Raw genomic sequence first — 15,125 nt, forward strand, 5'->3', positions numbered from 1 at the left:
ATCAGGGCATGAAGAAGCGCAGCATGCTGGCCATCGCCTCCCTCGCCACCGGATTCGTCGTGGCCGCCGTCACCCCGTCCCACGCGGCGGACCAGAGGCCCGTCCGCGACCTCAAGCTCTCCAACACGCTCGGCGACGTCGACCACCTGGTCAGCGAGGCGACCCTCGCCGTGGCGGAGAACGCCCGGGGCGACAAGTAGACCCTGGTCCCCGGTGAAAGTGCCGGTGTCACCCTCACGGGCGGCACCGGCACTGGCGTATGCGCGCCCTCAACTGGACGTGGTTTCCGTGGCAGGGTGGAGCGGGCAAGCCACAGGGGGCCAACAGAAGAGGGGGAGTCCGTGACCGTCGTCTGGATCAACGGCGCGTTCGGTGCGGGGAAGACCACGACCGCACGGGAACTGATCGAACTGATCCCGAACAGCACGCTCTTCGACCCCGAGGTCATCGGCGCGGCACTCCCGCACCTGCTGCCGCCCAAACGCCTCGCCGAGGTCGGCGACTTCCAGGACCTGCCGATCTGGCGCCGGCTCGTGATCGACACGGCGGCCGCGATGCTGGCGGAGCTGGGCGGCACGCTCGTCGTTCCCATGACCCTGCTGCGCCAGGAGTACCGCGACGAGATCTTCGGCGGTCTCGCCGCCCGCCGGATCCCCGTACGGCATCTGCTGCTCACCCCGGCCGAAACGATCCTGCGGGAGCGCATCGCCGGACGCGGGTTCCCGCCGGACCCGCCGGACGGCGAGATACGGCAGCGGCAGTGGGCGTACGACCACCTAGAGCCCTACCGTGCCGCCCTCGCCTCCTGGCTCACCGCGGACGCCCACCTCGTGGACTCCAGCGGCCTCACCCCGTACGAGACCGCCGTCCGCATCGCCGACGCCGTGGGCAGCGGTGCCGCACGGCCCGTCGACATCGTGCAGACCCCGGAGCCCACCGCCGAGACCCTCGCCGCCGGTGTGCTGCTCTTCGACGAGCAGGACCGGGTGCTGCTCGTCGACCCCACCTACAAGCCCGGCTGGGAGTTCCCCGGCGGTGTGGTCGAGCGTGGTGAGGCTCCCGCCCGGGCCGGGATGCGCGAGGTGGCCGAGGAGACCGGGATAAGGCTGCGGGAGGTGCCCCGGCTGCTGGTCGTGGACTGGGAACGGCCGGCGCCGCCCGGCTACGGCGGACTGCGCCTGCTCTTCGACGGGGGCACGCTGGACTCCGCCGAGGCGGCGCGGGTGCTGCTGCCCGGACCGGAGCTGCGCGGCTGGCGCTTCGCGACCGAGCAGGAGGCCGCGGGCATGCTGCCGCCGGTGCGCTACGAGCGGCTGCGCTGGGCACTCAGGGCCCGGGAGCGGGGCGCCGCCCTGTATCTGGAGGCCGGCGTACCGGTCGTGGGCCGGGCGGCCTGACGGCTCCTCGCCGCCCTGCCGCCCTTGCCGTCAGCCGGTGGACGGCCCGCCGTCGGCCGCTCTCCTCAGGGCGGCCGACGCATCGCCCTGCACCGGTTCACCGTGCCCGAAGCAGGCCAGTTCGGCATCGAGCGCGGCCAACCGGTGCAGGGACCGCATCAGCTGAGGGCGGTCGAGGTTGAACACGCCCGGCATGACCGATCCGTCGACCGGCGAGGCGGCCACCGTGTCGCCCGTGAACAGCACACCCTCGTCGGGGACGAACAGGGCGATGCTGCCGTCCGTGTGCCCGGGGACATGGAGCACCCGCGCGCCGCCGCCGAAGCCGAGCACCGCGCCGTCGGACAACGGCGTGACGTGCCGGGGCCGCTCCGGCTCGCCCTCCGGCAGGTGCCGTGCCGCCTCCGCGTGGACGGGCAGCTCCCAGTCCTCGAACCGCGGGGGCGGACCCGGGCGTTCACCGAGCACGAACGGCGCGTCCAGCTCGTGCGCGAGCACCTCGGCACCGCTCAGCGCGGCGAACTCACCCGCCCCGCCCGCGTGGTCCGGGTGGAAGTGGGTCAGCACGATCCGCCGCACGTCCCCGGGGGTGCGGCCCAGCGCCGTGATGGCAGCGGCGATCGCGCGGCCCGAACCGATCACCCCCGCGTCGATCAGCGACAGCTCGTCGCCGTCGCGCCAGAGATAGGCCTGGCCGACCGGGAAGCGCAGCAGATGCAGGCGGGGGAGCAGTTCGAGCACGTCCATCCGCCGAACGTAGGCGGCGCCCCCGCCCGGTGGCGAGGGCGCTCTGCTCCGGGCAGAAGGGTTCAGCCCGCCGCGTAGTTGGTCAGGAACAGTGCCTCGGCGACCGACAGCCGCTCCAGCTCCTCGGGGGACACGCTCTCGTTGACGGCGTGGATCTGGGCCTCGGGCTCGCTCAGGCCGATCAGCAGGATCTCCGCCTGCGGGTAGAGGCCGGCGAGGGTGTTGCACAGCGGGATGGAGCCGCCCTGGCCGGCGTAGCTCATCGTCTCGCCCGGGTAGGCGACGGCCATCGCGTCGGCCATCGCCTGGTAGGCCGGGCTGGAGGTGTCGGCGCGGAAGGCCTGGCCCTGGCCGATCTGCTCGGTGCTGACCCGGGCGCCCCACGGGGTGTGCGCCTCGATGTGCGCCTGCAGCAGCTTGGTCGCCTCGGCCGCGTCCACGCCCGGCGGCACCCGCAGGCTGATCAGCGCCCGGGCGCCGGCCTGCACCGACGGGGTGGCGCCCACGACCGGCGGGCAGTCGATGCCGAGGACGGTGACCGCGGGGCGGGCCCAGATGCGGTCAGCCACCGAGCCGTCACCGATCAGGCCGACGCCGTCCAGCACCCTGGCGTCCTTGCGGAACTGCTCCTCGGTGTACTCGAGGCCGTCCCACCGAGCGCCGGAGTCGAGCCCGTCGACCGTGGTCGAGCCGTCCTCGGCACGCAGCGAGTCCAGGACCCGGATCAGGGCGCCGAGCGCGTCCGGGGCGGCACCGCCGAACTGGCCCGAGTGCAGGTTGCCGGCGAGGGTGTCGACCTGGACCCGGAGCAGGGTCATGCCCCGCAGGGTGGTGGTGACCGTGGGCAGGCCGACCCGGAAGTTGCCGGCGTCGCCGATCACGATCGTGTCCGCGCGCAGCAGTTCGGGGTGCTGCTCGGCGTACCGCTCCAGGCCGCCCGTGCCCTGCTCCTCCGAACCCTCGACGATCACCTTGACGTTCACCGGGACGCCGCCGTTGGCCTTGAGCGCGCGCAGCGCGAGCAGGTGCATGATCACACCGCCCTTGCAGTCGGCGCTGCCACGGCCGTACCAGCGGCCGTCCCGCTCGGTCAGCTCGAACGGCGGGGTGGTCCAGCCGGCCTCGTCCAGCGGCGGCTGGACGTCGTAGTGGGCGTAGAGCAGAACCGTTTTTGCACCCTTCGGGCCCGGCAGGAAGCCGTACACCGACTGGGTCCCGTCCGGGGTGTCCAGCAGCGCCACGTCCACGAATCCCTCGGCGCGCAGCGCGTCCGCGACCCAGTTCGCGGCGCCCTCGCTCTCACTCCTCGGGAACTGCGCGAAGTCGGCCACCGACTTGAAGGCGACCAGTTCGGCCAGCTCCGCCTTGGCCCTGGGCAGCAGCGAGGCGACGGTCTCGGCGACCGGATTCGACGACATGGGCACGCTCCTCGTGGGTGCGACGTTGTACCGGGTGAGTACACCGATCCTCCCACAGCGGTCCGTCGTGATCGTCGCCGTAGGATGCGGGGGACAGGTGCGGCAGCGGCTTGATCGGAGCAGTAGACCATCGTGAGCGGCGAGAACTCTTCGGCGGACGACGTGCAGCGGGTATGGGACGTCGTCGTGGTGGGCGCGGGACCCGCGGGGGCCTCGGCGGCCTACGCGGCGGCGGTCGCGGGGCGGCGCGTGCTGTTGCTGGAGAAAGCCGAGCTGCCGCGCTACAAGACGTGCGGCGGCGGCATCATCGGCCCGTCCCGGGACGCGCTGCCGCCCGGCTTCGAGCTGCCGTTCAAGGACCGCGTGCACGCGGTGACCTTCTCCCACAACGGCCGCTTCACCCGCACCCGCCGCTCCCGGCAGATGCTGTTCGGGCTGATCAACCGGCCCGAGTTCGACGCGCAACTGGTCGAGCACGCGCAGAAGGCGGGCGCCGAGCTGCGCACCGGCGTCGCCGTCCAGCGGGTCGAGCAGCACGGCTCGACCGTGCCCGACCGGCGCACCGTCGCCGTGGTGCTGCAGGGCGGGGAGACCGTGCTGGCCCGCGCGGTCGTCGGCGCCGACGGCAGCGCCAGCCGCATAGGCGCGCACGTCGGCGTGAAGCTGGACCAGGTCGACCTCGGCCTGGAGGCGGAGATCCCGGTCCCGGAGACGGTCGCCGAGGACTGGAAGGGCCGGGTGCTCATCGACTGGGGCCCCATGCCGGGCAGTTACGGCTGGGTCTTCCCCAAGGGCGACACGCTGACGGTCGGTGTGATCTCGGCGCGCGGCGAGGGCGCCGCCACCAAGCGGTACCTGGAGGACTTCATCGCCCGGCTCGGGCTGGCCGGCTTCGAACCGAGCATCTCCTCCGGGCACCTCACGCGCTGCCGCGCCGACGACTCGCCGCTGTCCCGCGGCCGGGTGCTGGTCTGTGGTGACGCGGCGGGGCTGCTGGAGCCGTGGACCCGGGAGGGCATCTCCTTCGCGCTGCGCTCGGGCCGGCTGGCCGGGGAGTGGGCGGTCCGGATCGCCGAGGCGCACGACGCCGTGGACACCCGTCGCCAGGCGCTGAACTACGCGTTCGCGATCAAGGCGGGGCTCGGCATCGAGATGAGCGTGGGCAAGCGGATGCTGGCCGCGTTCGAGCGCCGTCCCGGCGTCTTCCACGCGGTCCTCACCGGCTTCCGTCCCGCGTGGAAGGCGTTCAAGGAGATCACGCAGGGCTCGACGTCCCTGGGTGAGCTGGTTCGCTCCCATCCGCTCGCCCAGCGCGCCCTGACCGCGTTCGACCGGAGCCGGGGCACGGCCGCCGCCGTGGCCGAGGAGGACACCGTCACCCCGTGACGGTGATCCGGAAGACGGGGTGGTCGCCGGCCGCCGCGAGGATCTCCTCGTCGGAGGACTCGGCGGTCACCCCCTGGAAGTACTGGTTGACCTCCCAGCCCCACTTCTCCAGGTAGGTCCGCAGGATCGGGAGCTTCTCGTCGTCGGGGAGCTCCACCGCGGTGAACGCGCGCACCTTGCGGCCCACCCGCAGCTCACCGCCGCCGGCGACCCGCATGTTGCGCACCCACTGGGAGTGGCCGCGCGCCGAGACGAGGTACCGCGCGCCCTCGTAGCTGTGCGGGTTGACCGGGATGCGCTGCATCTGGCCGCTCTTGCGGCCGCGCACGGACATCTCGGCGCTCCCGGCGAGGCTGACCCCGTGCCGTGCGAGCCAGCCGATGATCCCGTTGAGCCGGACGTTCAGCGGGCTGCCCTTGAGGTAGTACGGCGAAGAAGACGACGACATGGTGACCCCCACGGTTCGGGAGAGCGGTGCTCTCGGTCGACTCCAGTGTGGAGCAGACGGGTGCTCCACAGCAAGAGCAGTGCTCTCTTTTTTGTTCGGCGATCTCGTTTGTGTGCACTGCTCCGCCTTCGTGGCACACTGCTGCCATGAGCACCGCACAGGGCGCCCGAGCGCGAGCCAGGATCGAAGTGACCGCGGCCATCAAGGACGCGGCGCGCAGACAGCTCGCGGAAGAGGGAGCGGCCAGGCTCTCGCTGCGGGCCGTCGCCCGCGAACTGGGGATGGTGTCCTCCGCGCTGTACCGGTACTTCCCCAGCCGGGACGACCTGCTGACCGCGCTGATCATCGACGCCTACGACTCCCTCGGCGAGGCGGCCGAGGCCGCACACGCGGCGGTGCCCGGCGCTGACCCCGTGCGGCGCTGGACGGCGGTGTGCGAGGCGGTGCGCGGGTGGGCCCTCGCCCGTCCGCACGAGTACGCGCTGATCTACGGCTCGCCGGTGCCCGGGTACTCGGCCCCGCAGACCACTGTTCCGGCCGCCGCGCGCGTCGGGCTGCTCCTCATCGGCATCGTCCGCGACGCGCACGACACCAGCGGCCTCACCGGGCTGCCCCTGACCGCCGAACTGCGCCCCGAGGCCGAGCGGCTGGCGGCCGACCTCGCGCCCGGCCTGCCCGCCGAGGCGGCGGCTGCCCTGGTGGCGGCCTGGGCCGAACTCTTCGGTCTGGTCGGCTTCGAGGTGTTCGGGCAGTTCAACCGGGTGGTCGAGGACCGCGAAGCCTTCTTCCGCCACGCGGTGACGCGACTCGCCGCAAGCGTGGGCCTGACCGTCGGTCCTTGATAGGCGCAGGCGCACCGGCGGCCTCGCGGGCTGCGCCCCGTCCGGCGCGGGCGTGCGGTGGCGCGGCTCGCGAGGGCTTCCGACTCGTTCGTGCGGGCCGCCGGGTCGAGCCCGGCGGCCCGCAGGGCTGCCCCCCGGGCGCCCGGTCGGCGGTCAGGCGTACTCCCGGGGGAGTACGCCTGACCGCCACGTCCGGCTGACGGCTTCGGGCGTGATGGGCGTCTAGCGTGGCGGGCATGGAAGAGCAGCGCGGACCCGGTCCCTCGCACTGGTGGCGGTACGGGCCCGCGTGGTGGGGCCGGTCCGGGGATCCGGAGCCGCACCGGGCCCGCCTGCCGTGGCGCTCGACCGCCCTGATCACCGTCTTCGTCCTCGTCGGCACGAACTTCGGCGCGCACGGACAGCCGCAGCGCGTACCGCTGGACGGGTACGCGCGCGTGCTGCTGCTCGTGGCCTCGGTCCTGCTGCTGTGGCGGCAGCGCCGTCCGGTGGCCGTCGCCTTCGGCACGGCCGCGGCGGTCCTGCTCTACACCGGCGCCGGCTACCCCTACGGCCCCATTCTCCTGACCGTCGTGGTCGGCTGTTTCAGCGCCGTCGCCGCCGGGCACCGGCGGGCCGCCTGGGCGGCCCTCGGCCTGCTGTGGGCGGGGCACGCGCTGATCACGCTCTGGCTCTACCGCCGGCTGCCGCCCGCGGGCGACGGTGTGGGGGGCGTGGGCCAGGAGATCGTCGTCGCCACCTGGGTGCTGGCCGTCGCCGCGGTGTGCGAACTGGCGCGGGTGCGGCGCGAGCAGTGGGCACGCGAACGCGCGGAGCGCGCCCAGGCCGTCCAGCGGCGCGCGGACGCGGAGCGGCTGCGGATCGCCCGCGAACTGCACGACGTGCTCGCGCACAGCATCTCCGTCATCAACGTCCAGGCCGGGGCCGGCCTCGCGCTGCTGGACAGTGATCCCGAGCAGGCCCGCGCCGCGCTCACCACCATCAAGGCGGCCAGCAAGGAGGCGCTCGGCGAGGTGCGCCAGGTCCTCGACACCCTGAGGGCCCCGGGCGCCGCCCCGCGCGCCCCCGCCCCGGGTCTCGACCGGCTTCCGGAACTGGCCGAACAGGCGGCGGCCGCGGGCCTGAGCGTCGAGATCGAGGGCGAGCCGCCGCGACTGCCGCCCGGTGCCGACCTCGCGGCCTTCCGTATCGTGCAGGAGGCCCTGACCAACGTCGTACGGCACTCCGGCTCCCGGCGGGCCCGGGTGCGGTTCGAGCACGACGGCGGCGCACTGCGGCTGTGGGTCGACGACGACGGGCCGCCGACCGGAGCCGACGCCGGCGGCAGCGGCAACGGGCTGGCCGGCATGCGGGAGAGGGCGGCCGCGCTCGGTGGCACCATCGAGGCGGGCACCCGCCCCGACGGCGGATTCCGGGTGCTCGCCGTACTGCCGTCGCACACCGGGGAGGACCAGTGATCCGGGTAGTGCTCGCCGACGACCAGTCGCTCGTGCGGGCCGGTTTCAGGGCGCTGCTCGACGCACAACCGGACATCGAGGTGGCCGGCGAGGCGGCGGACGGCGAGGAGACCCTGCACCGGGTGCGCGAACTGCGGCCCGACGTCGTGCTGATGGACATCCGCATGCCCCTCCTGGACGGGCTCGCCGCGACCCGGCGCATCACCGGGGACACGGACCTGACCGAGGTGAAGGTGGTCATGCTCACCACCTTCGAACTGGACGAGTACGTCTTCGAGGCGATCCGCTCGGGCGCCTCCGGGTTCCTGGTGAAGGACACCGAGCCGGACGAACTGCTGCGCGCGGTGCGGGCGGTGGTCGAGGGCGACGCGCTGCTCTCCCCGGGTGTCACCCGCCGTCTCATCGCCGAGTTCGCGGCCCGCTCCAAGGAGCCCGCGGCCGCCGACGGCCTCGCCCGGCTCACCGAACGGGAACGGGAGGTGATGGCGCTGGTCGGCATCGGCCTGTCCAACGACGAGATCGCCCGCCGGCTGGTGGTCAGCCCGCTCACGGCCAAGACCCATGTGAGCCGCACCATGGTGAAACTGGGCGCCCGTGACCGCGCCCAACTCGTCGTCCTCGCCTATGAGTCGGGGCTGGTCCGGCCGGGCTGGCTGGGCTGAGGGCCCAGCCCCCGGAACACAGGCGGCGTGCGCCCGGCGGGAGACGACTCCCGCCGGGCGCACGCCTGGAGGCGTTCCCCCCGGGTCTTTCGGTCGGATCATGCCGGGCTGATCCGGCCTGATCCGAACGAGAGACCCTAGTCGCGGACCGCTACGCGTTCCGCTCGCGCCTCCTCCACGGTGGACCGGGCGACGACGATCGACGGCAGGCTCCGGCGGCCGCGCACTCCGGTGAGCGTCATCAGCAGCCCGGCCAGGGCGATGCCGGTGACCACCACGAAGCCCGGCCGGTAGCTGTCCAGGACGCCCTGCGGGGTGGCGGCGGCGGGCGCGGCCGCGGTCACCACGGCCGTCACGACCGCCAGGAAGATCGCGCCGCCCACCTGCACCGAGGTGTTCAGCAGCCCGGAGACCATGCCCTGTTCGTGGTCCTCGACCCCGTTGGTGGCCTGGATGTTGAGCGAGGGGAAGACCAGCGCGCAGGCCGCGCCGATCAGCAGCATCGACGGCAGGATCACGGCCGCGTACACCGGGTCCAGGTCGACGCGCAGGAACAGCGCGTACCCGGCCACCATCAGGGCGAAGCCGGTCGCGATCAGCCGCTGCGTGCCGAACCTGTCGACGATCGCGCCGACCTTCGTCGAGGAGATCGCCACCAGCGCGCCCGCCGGCAGGAAGGCGAGCGCGGTGTGCAGCGCCGACCAGCCGAGCAGTGACTGCATGTAGAGGGTCGTCAGGAACTGGAATCCCACGTAGGAGCCGAAGAAGGCCACCGCGCCGAGCTGGGCCCGGATCTGGCTGCCCGAGCGCAGCACACCGAGCCGGATCAGCGGGCTCGGCGAGCGCCGCTCGACGAGCACGAACGCGGACAGCAGGACGGCGACCGCCAGGAAGGACAGCAGCGTTCGGGCCGAGGCCCAGCCGGCCTCCGGTGCCTGGACCACGGTGAAGACCAGCAGCAGCATCGACGCGGTGCCGAGGACGGCGCCCGGGATGTCGTAGCCGCCGTGGTTCTCCTCGCGGGCGCTGCGGGGCAGCAGGCGGAGGCCGGCGAGGAGGGCGACCACCGCGACCGGCGCGGGCAGCAGCATGGTGAGGCGCCAACTGGCCTCGGTGAGCAGACCGGAGAGGACCAGGCCCATGGAGAACCCGGTGGCGGCGCAGGTGGTGTAGATGGAGAGCGCGCGGTTGCGCAGCGGCCCCTCGGGGAAGGTCGTGGTGATGATCGACAGGCCCGCCGGGGCCGTGAACGCCGCGCTCAGCCCCTTGACGAAGCGGCTGGCGATCAGCAGCGGGCCGGAGTCCACGAGGCCGCCGAGCAGCGAGGCCAGCGCGAAGACGCCGAGGGCCACCAGGAACACCCGGCGCCGGCCCAGCAGGTCGGCGGTGCGGCCGCCGAGCAGGAGCAGCCCGCCGTACCCCAGGATGTAGCCGCTGACGATCCATTGCAGCGTCGACGTGGACAGATGGAGATCGGCGCCGATGGACGGCAGTGCGACGCCGACCATGGACACGTCGAGCGCGTCCAGGAACATCGCGGCGCACAGCACCAGCAGGGTGCCCCACAGCCGGGGAGTCCAGCGTCCCTCGGTGGCGGGGGTGGTGAGCGGAGAGGTCATGCGGCGAGACTACATGCACGCGCATCGAATGCAAGCGCATTTAATTACGATGCAACAATCGCGATTCTCTGCTACGGTGCGCCCATGACGGGGAAGAACGCCGAGCACGCGCTCGTGGAGCAGTGGCGGGACATCCTGTCCCTGCATGCGCGCACCCAGTGCGAGCTGGACCGGGCCCTGCACGGACACGGCCTGTGCGCCAGTGACTTCGAGGTGCTCGACGTGCTCGCCGAGGGCGCGGCGGTGGACGGCGGCTGCGCCTACCGCGTGCAGGAGATCTCCGAGCGGGTCCATCTCAGCCAGAGCGCGCTGTCCCGCCTGATAGGCCGCCTGGAGAAGGACGGCCTGGTGTGCCGGGCCATGTGCGAGGAGGACCGGCGCGGGGTCCGCGTGGCCCTCACCGCGAAGGGGCGCGCGCTGCACGACGAGGTGCGGCCGGTGCAGCGCGCGGTGCTCGGCCGCATGCTGGCCGAGTCCGGCTGACGAGACGTCAGATCCCGGAGGTCTCCCGCCACAGCGCCGCGAGCGCGCGGTCGCCCGTCACGTCCGGCGCCGGCGCCCGGTTCCACAGCGCCAGGTACAACTGCTCGGCCGTTCCGGTCAGCTCGGCGTCCGCCTCTCCGTCCGCGTCCCGTGAGGTGACCGGCGGCTGGCCGGACAGCCGTACGGTCCACACGGCGTCCGTGCCCGCGTCCACCGCGCGCACCCGCAGCACACGCGGCCGCTCGGTGCGGACCCGGCTCCGCGCCCGGGCGTGGAAGCCGCGCAGCAGCTCGTCGACACCGTCCGCGGCGAATCCGGCGGCCACCTGGGACGCCGGCCCGCCGCGCGCCGCCTCCGCGTCGTAGCGGTGGACGGCCGTCTCGTGGGCCTGCCGGCGGGTCCAGAACGTCAGCGGCGACGGGCAGGGCGCCGGGTGGAAGGTCCAGCAGTCCAGGCCGGCCGGGGCGCCGGCCAGCGTCTCGACCAGCCGGCGGTGGCTGTCCCGGTACCAGGCCACCAGCTCGGCCCCGTCCAGGTCCGGGCCGTCGGGCAGCGGACGCGGGGTGGTGTGCCCCTCGGCGACGATCGCGGCGGCCCACCGGTGCACGGCCCCCGTGTGCCGCAGCAGGTCCCGCACCTGCCACCGCGGGCACGTCGGCACCTTGGCGTCCGTGCCCGCCAGCTCGGCGGCCGCGGCCAGCAGCCGGCCTTCCCGGTCCAGCGCATGAAGGAACTCGGCAGTCTCCATGGCGGCGAGTCTGCCCGATGGAGCGCGCTCGAGGAGACCGGTTTTCCCGGCCCGCGTGCCCGGCGCCCGCCCGGCGCCGCCGGTCTCAGCCGCTCGGCCTGCGCCGTGTCGCCGCCCCGATGACCGCGGCGACGGCGGCCAGGGCGGCCACGCTGGTGAGCGCGGTGGGCAGGGAGAACCAGTCGGCCATGAAACCGATCGCGGGCGGCCCGAGGAGCATGCCGCCGTAGCCCAGGGTGGAGGCGACGGCGACACCGGACGGCCCGGCCAGCGCGCCGGCCCGTTCCACCGCGACCGGGAAGAGGTTGGCGAGGCCGAGTCCGGTGACGGCGAAGCCGACCAGTGCCGCCCACACGGAGGGCGCGAGCGAGCCGACCAGCATGCCGGCGGCCGCGGTGGTGCCACCGGCGACCACGGTGCGGCCCCGCCCGAGGCGTTCCAGCAGGGCCGTCCCGGTCAGGCGCCCGATGGTCATGGCGAGCGCGAAGAGCGAGTAGCCGGCGGCAGCCGTACCGGCGGAGGCCGCGAGGTCCTGCTGGAGGTGCAGGGCGCCCCAGTCGGCCATGGCGCCCTCGCCGTAGGCGGTGCACAGGGCGATCAGGCCGAAGACGACGACCAGGACGCGGGTCCTGCCGTCCGGTCGCCGCGCACCGCTCCCGGGCTCCGGGTTCCCGCGCTCCGGCGGAACGGGTGCCTCGTGCCGCAGCAGGGTGCGTCCGGCGACCGCGGTGACCAGCAGTCCGAGCAGAGTGATGCCGAGCAGGTGCCGGGTGGGGGAGAGGGCGCCGGCCACCAGTCCGCCGAGGCCCGCGCCGACCATCCCGCCGAGGCTGAAGGCCGCGTGGAAACTGGGCATGACCGGTCTGCGCAGAGCGGCCACCAGGTCGACGGCGGCGCTGTTGAAAGCCACGTTGACCCCGCCGTAGGCCGCCCCGAAGAGCAGCAGGACGGCGCCCAGCGCCGGCGCCGAGTGGGTGAGCGGCGGCAGCGCGACGCTCAGGGCGAGGACGGTCATGCACACGAGGGTCACCGGGTGGCTGCCGTGGCGCCGGCACAGTCGGCCGGTCATGGTCATGGTGAGGACGGCGCCCGCGGAGACCCCGAGCAGGGCGAGCCCGAGGGTGCTGGCGGAGGCGTGCGTCTGTTCCTTGATGTCGGGGATGCGGACGACCCACCCGGCGAAGATGAAGCCGTCCAGGGCGAAGAAGGCCGTGATCGCGGCGCGGAGACGCGTGAGCCCGTGACCCGGCACGACGCTGTGCGTTCGGGTTTTGTTTATTTGCGGCACAAAGTCAGGCTAAAGGCGTCCGCCCGGCCGATGCAAGAGCCGACGGTTGCCTCGGGCATGTGCCGGGCGGGGCCGGTGGCGGCCTTGGCCGTGGTCCCGGACCGGCGATGCCGCCCCTGGCGTGGTGCGCGCGCCCTCGCGCCCGGCGTGGGCCGGAGGCCGCACGGCCCGGTGGGCCGGGCGGCTCCCGCGAAGTCCCCCTGAAGAGCGCGGACTTGCGGAAATGGGTGCATCTCGCCCGGGCGCTGGGGGCCGAGTTGAGGGGCATCACACGTCCGCACGGGCATCCGGGTCCCGGAAACCGGAGCGGATACAGGTGGGTTAATGCTTGCGCACCGGCTGGTTGCCGAGGGGTGAGCAAGTCATGATGGCCTCATGACGTTGGCCTCGCGCGCGCTCGCGCAACTGGCGACCTGGCCGGACCTGAGACGAGCCGTCCCGAGCTGTGGCACGGGAGAGGCGGTCGACTCGGCCGAGGGTGAGATCGTCCACTTCCACTCCGACCGGGACGTCGACCTGCGGCTGACCGACCGGGCCATCCGGCGGTTCGCCAAGGATCTGAAGGCCTCGGGCGCGGTCCGCATCGTGCCGGGCTCCCCGTGGGTCACCCTCCGGCTCGACGCGGCCAGCGACGTCGATCTGCTGCTGACCCTGGTGAGCGTGGCGCTGCAGGCCCGGCAGTCCTGGCCGGATCCGGAGGGGCGGGCGGTGTCCGGCTGCAACGACCAGCGTGGCGCCGGATTCGTGAAGGCCGACCGCAGCGGCTACTGAGCCCAGGCCGCCGGCCGGACCGCGCCGGCGACGCAGGATCCGGCGATCGGTCCGGCGCGCCCCGCGCCGGGCGTCACACCGCCAGGACCCGGATTCCCGCCTCCTCGAAGCGGTGCACGGTGTCCTGGGCGACCGCCGTGTCCGTCACGAGCGTGTCCACCTGCTCCGCCGCGCAGATCCGGGCGAAGGCGCGTCGGCCCAGCTTGCTGGAGTCGGCGGCCACGACCACCCGCTCGGCGCGTTCGCACAGCAGCCGGTTGATCGCCGCCTCCGCCTCGTCGTGCGCCGCCGCGCCGTGCGTGACGTCGAACGCGACCACGCCGAGCACCGCCACGTCCAGCGTGATCTGGCCCAGCACCCCGTCCGCGAGCGGGCCGATGAGCTCGTACGACTGCGGACGCGCGACCCCGCCGGTGACCACGATCTTGAACTGGGGCCGCACCGCCAGCTCGTTAGCGATGTTCAGCGCGTTGGTGACGACGGTCAGGGCGGGTGAGCCGGTGCCCAGGTCGCCGCGCACCGCGAGCGCGCGGGCCACTTCGGTGGTGGTCGTGCCGCCGGTCAGCCCCACCGCCTCGCCCGGCGCCACGAGCTCCGCCACCGCCTTGGCGATCCGCTGTTTCTCGGAGGCGCGGCGGGCCGTCTTGTAGCGCAACGGCAGCTCGTACGACACCCCGTGCACCACCGCCCCGCCCCGGGTGCGCACCAGCATCTGCTGCTCGGCGAGCTGGTCGAGGTCCCGGCGGATCGTGGCCGCCGACACCTCCAGCTCGGCCGCCGCCTCCTCGACCTCCAGACGGCCGCGCTCCACGAGCAGTTCCAGCAGCGCCTTCCAGCGGGCGTCCCGGGACATCCGCGGCCTCCGTTCTCCGTATCCCCGGCGACCCTAGCGCACCTGGCCCCGCGTCCAAATGCTTGATTGTGCTCGAAAGCCCGCTATATCTTGCAAGAACAATCAGCAAGGGGAGGGTGTGGCATGAGCCATGTCGAGGACGAGCTGAACAGTCAGCCCGAGTGCTGGATACGCGCGGCCGAGGAGGCGGGGCGGCACGCCGGGGCGCTGCCGGCGCCGGGCGAGCGGGTCGCGATCGTCGGATGCGGTACCTCGTACTTCATGGCGCAGGCGGTGGCCGCCCTGCGCGAGACCGCCGGGCAGGGCGAGACGGACGCCTTCGCCGCCTCCGAGTTCCCGCCGGGACGCTCCTACGACCGGGTCGTCGCCCTCACCCGCTCCGGCACCACCACCGAAGTACTGGAGCTGCTCGCACGGGTGAGGGGCGGCACCAGGACGACCGCGATCACCGCCGACCCCGCCACCCCGGTGATGTCGGCCGCCGACGACCTCGTCGTGCTGGACTTCGCCGACGAACGCTCCGTCGTCCAGACCCGGTTCGCCACCACCGCGCTCACCCTGCTGCGCGCCCGCCTCGGTCTGCACTCCGCGGCCGTCGTCACCGACGCACGCACGGCCCTCGCGACCCCGCTGCCCGAAGGCCTGGTCGAGAGCACGCAGTTCACGTTCCTGGGACGCGGCTGGACCGTGGGTCTCGCGAACGAGGCCGGCCTGAAGATGCGAGAGGCCTCGCTGTCCTGGACCGAGGCCTACCCGGCGATGGAGTACCGGCACGGGCCGATCAGCGTCACCACCGAGGGCACCGCCACCTGGATGCTCGGCGAGGCACCCGCCGGCCTCGCCGAGCAGGTGCGCGGCACGGGCGGGTCGTGGATCGCGGGCACGCTCGACCCGCTCGCCGAACTGGTCCGCGTCCAGCGCCTCGCGGTCGCCGTCGCCGCCCGCCGGGGCCTCGACCCCGACCGCCCGCGCCACCTCACCCGCTCGGTGATCCTCGCCTCCTGAC

At 73.5% G+C, this 15,125-nt stretch carries 16 protein-coding genes; 9 read left to right on the forward strand and 7 right to left on the reverse strand.

Annotated elements, in window-relative coordinates; genetic code table 11:
• Positions 1-8 precede the first annotated feature (8 nt).
• Together ACZ6B1_RS14195 and ACZ6B1_RS14200 are read left to right on the forward strand one after the other, a co-directional pair.
• Positions 9-200, forward strand: coding sequence for a hypothetical protein (locus ACZ6B1_RS14195; RefSeq protein ID WP_468778031.1), 192 nt, complete (start codon positions 9-11; stop codon positions 198-200).
• 141 nt (positions 201-341) lie between these two features.
• Positions 342-1,397 carry an NUDIX hydrolase gene (locus ACZ6B1_RS14200; protein WP_468778033.1) on the forward strand — a complete coding sequence of 352 codons (1,056 nt, stop codon included), beginning with the start codon at positions 342-344 and terminating at the stop codon, positions 1,395-1,397.
• Positions 1,398-1,427: 30 nt separating this feature from the next.
• Here the strand turns inward: ACZ6B1_RS14200 and ACZ6B1_RS14205 are convergent, their stop codons facing one another.
• Complete coding sequence (locus ACZ6B1_RS14205; protein WP_468778035.1) at positions 1,428-2,144, reverse strand: MBL fold metallo-hydrolase; 717 nt, start codon at positions 2,142-2,144, stop codon at positions 1,428-1,430.
• A 62-nt stretch (positions 2,145-2,206) separates the two neighbouring features.
• On the reverse strand, positions 2,207-3,562 hold the full coding sequence (locus tag ACZ6B1_RS14210; protein ID WP_468778037.1) for a M20/M25/M40 family metallo-hydrolase: 1,356 nt from the start codon (positions 3,560-3,562) through the stop codon (positions 2,207-2,209).
• Positions 3,563-3,694: 132 nt separating this feature from the next.
• Here ACZ6B1_RS14210 and ACZ6B1_RS14215 point away from each other — a divergent pair, with 132 nt between their 5' ends.
• On the forward strand, positions 3,695-4,948 hold the full coding sequence (locus tag ACZ6B1_RS14215) for a geranylgeranyl reductase family protein (RefSeq protein WP_468778040.1): 1,254 nt from the start codon (positions 3,695-3,697) through the stop codon (positions 4,946-4,948).
• Here ACZ6B1_RS14215 and ACZ6B1_RS14220 read toward each other — a convergent pair.
• Positions 4,938-5,396, reverse strand: coding sequence for a nitroreductase/quinone reductase family protein (locus tag ACZ6B1_RS14220; RefSeq protein ID WP_468778042.1), 459 nt, complete (start codon positions 5,394-5,396; stop codon positions 4,938-4,940). The genes ACZ6B1_RS14215 and ACZ6B1_RS14220 overlap by 11 nt on opposite strands.
• Positions 5,397-5,542: 146 nt before the next feature.
• On the opposite strand from ACZ6B1_RS14220, the gene ACZ6B1_RS14225 reads away from it, so the two are divergent.
• The 3 genes from ACZ6B1_RS14225 to ACZ6B1_RS14235 all read left to right on the forward strand — a co-directional run bounded on the left by ACZ6B1_RS14225 (position 5,543) and on the right by ACZ6B1_RS14235 (position 8,357).
• Positions 5,543-6,238 carry a TetR/AcrR family transcriptional regulator gene (locus ACZ6B1_RS14225; protein ID WP_468778043.1) on the forward strand — a complete coding sequence of 232 codons (696 nt, stop codon included), beginning with the start codon at positions 5,543-5,545 and terminating at the stop codon, positions 6,236-6,238.
• 236 nt (positions 6,239-6,474) lie between these two features.
• Complete coding sequence (locus ACZ6B1_RS14230) at positions 6,475-7,695, forward strand: sensor histidine kinase (protein ID WP_468778045.1); 1,221 nt, start codon at positions 6,475-6,477, stop codon at positions 7,693-7,695.
• Positions 7,692-8,357, forward strand: a complete 666-nt coding sequence (locus ACZ6B1_RS14235; RefSeq protein WP_468778047.1) for a response regulator transcription factor — start codon at positions 7,692-7,694, stop codon at positions 8,355-8,357. The genes ACZ6B1_RS14230 and ACZ6B1_RS14235 overlap by 4 nt, the downstream gene beginning before the upstream one ends.
• Before the next feature lie 137 nt (positions 8,358-8,494).
• Here ACZ6B1_RS14235 and ACZ6B1_RS14240 read toward each other — a convergent pair whose 3' ends face one another.
• Positions 8,495-9,976, reverse strand: a complete 1,482-nt coding sequence (locus ACZ6B1_RS14240; RefSeq protein WP_468778049.1) for an MFS transporter — start codon at positions 9,974-9,976, stop codon at positions 8,495-8,497.
• A gap of 84 nt (positions 9,977-10,060) precedes the next feature.
• On the opposite strand from ACZ6B1_RS14240, the gene ACZ6B1_RS14245 reads away from it, so the two are divergent.
• Complete coding sequence (locus tag ACZ6B1_RS14245) at positions 10,061-10,459, forward strand: MarR family winged helix-turn-helix transcriptional regulator (RefSeq protein ID WP_468778051.1); 399 nt, start codon at positions 10,061-10,063, stop codon at positions 10,457-10,459.
• Between the two features lie 7 nt (positions 10,460-10,466).
• Here ACZ6B1_RS14245 and ACZ6B1_RS14250 read toward each other — a convergent pair whose 3' ends face one another.
• Positions 10,467-11,207: a maleylpyruvate isomerase family mycothiol-dependent enzyme gene (locus ACZ6B1_RS14250; protein WP_468778053.1), complete on the reverse strand. Its 741-nt coding sequence runs from the start codon at positions 11,205-11,207 to the stop codon at positions 10,467-10,469.
• 85 nt (positions 11,208-11,292) lie between these two features.
• Positions 11,293-12,459, reverse strand: coding sequence for an MFS transporter (locus tag ACZ6B1_RS14255; RefSeq protein ID WP_468778056.1), 1,167 nt, complete (start codon positions 12,457-12,459; stop codon positions 11,293-11,295).
• Between the two features lie 411 nt (positions 12,460-12,870).
• Between ACZ6B1_RS14255 and ACZ6B1_RS14260 the strand changes: the two genes are divergently transcribed.
• Positions 12,871-13,266, forward strand: coding sequence for a luciferase domain-containing protein (locus ACZ6B1_RS14260; protein WP_468778058.1), 396 nt, complete (start codon positions 12,871-12,873; stop codon positions 13,264-13,266).
• A gap of 73 nt (positions 13,267-13,339) precedes the next feature.
• Here ACZ6B1_RS14260 and ACZ6B1_RS14265 read toward each other — a convergent pair whose 3' ends face one another.
• On the reverse strand, positions 13,340-14,119 hold the full coding sequence (locus ACZ6B1_RS14265; RefSeq protein ID WP_468778060.1) for a DeoR/GlpR family DNA-binding transcription regulator: 780 nt from the start codon (positions 14,117-14,119) through the stop codon (positions 13,340-13,342).
• A 123-nt stretch (positions 14,120-14,242) separates the two neighbouring features.
• Here ACZ6B1_RS14265 and ACZ6B1_RS14270 point away from each other — a divergent pair, with 123 nt between their 5' ends.
• Positions 14,243-15,124: an SIS domain-containing protein gene (locus ACZ6B1_RS14270; protein ID WP_468778062.1), complete on the forward strand. Its 882-nt coding sequence runs from the start codon at positions 14,243-14,245 to the stop codon at positions 15,122-15,124.
• Position 15,125 lies beyond the last annotated feature (1 nt).

It is taken from the genome of Streptomyces sp. NPDC041129 (assembly GCF_055592265.1).

Bases quoted from the DNA above. Each gene is read 5' to 3' on its own strand.
- ACZ6B1_RS14195 (WP_468778031.1), top strand. From the start codon at position 9: ATGAAGAAGCGCAGCATGCTGGCCATCGCCTCCCTCGCCACCGGATTC.
- ACZ6B1_RS14205 (WP_468778035.1), bottom strand. From the start codon at position 2,144: ATGGACGTGCTCGAACTGCTCCCCCGCCTGCATCTGCTGCGCTTCCCG.
- ACZ6B1_RS14210 (WP_468778037.1), bottom strand. From the start codon at position 3,562: ATGTCGTCGAATCCGGTCGCCGAGACCGTCGCCTCGCTGCTGCCCAGG.
- ACZ6B1_RS14220 (WP_468778042.1), bottom strand. From the start codon at position 5,396: ATGTCGTCGTCTTCTTCGCCGTACTACCTCAAGGGCAGCCCGCTGAAC.
- ACZ6B1_RS14225 (WP_468778043.1), top strand. From the start codon at position 5,543: ATGAGCACCGCACAGGGCGCCCGAGCGCGAGCCAGGATCGAAGTGACC.
- ACZ6B1_RS14230 (WP_468778045.1), top strand. From the start codon at position 6,475: ATGGAAGAGCAGCGCGGACCCGGTCCCTCGCACTGGTGGCGGTACGGG.
- ACZ6B1_RS14240 (WP_468778049.1), bottom strand. From the start codon at position 9,976: ATGACCTCTCCGCTCACCACCCCCGCCACCGAGGGACGCTGGACTCCC.
- ACZ6B1_RS14245 (WP_468778051.1), top strand. From the start codon at position 10,061: ATGACGGGGAAGAACGCCGAGCACGCGCTCGTGGAGCAGTGGCGGGAC.
- ACZ6B1_RS14250 (WP_468778053.1), bottom strand. From the start codon at position 11,207: ATGGAGACTGCCGAGTTCCTTCATGCGCTGGACCGGGAAGGCCGGCTG.
- ACZ6B1_RS14260 (WP_468778058.1), top strand. From the start codon at position 12,871: ATGACGTTGGCCTCGCGCGCGCTCGCGCAACTGGCGACCTGGCCGGAC.
- ACZ6B1_RS14265 (WP_468778060.1), bottom strand. From the start codon at position 14,119: ATGTCCCGGGACGCCCGCTGGAAGGCGCTGCTGGAACTGCTCGTGGAG.
- ACZ6B1_RS14270 (WP_468778062.1), top strand. From the start codon at position 14,243: ATGAGCCATGTCGAGGACGAGCTGAACAGTCAGCCCGAGTGCTGGATA.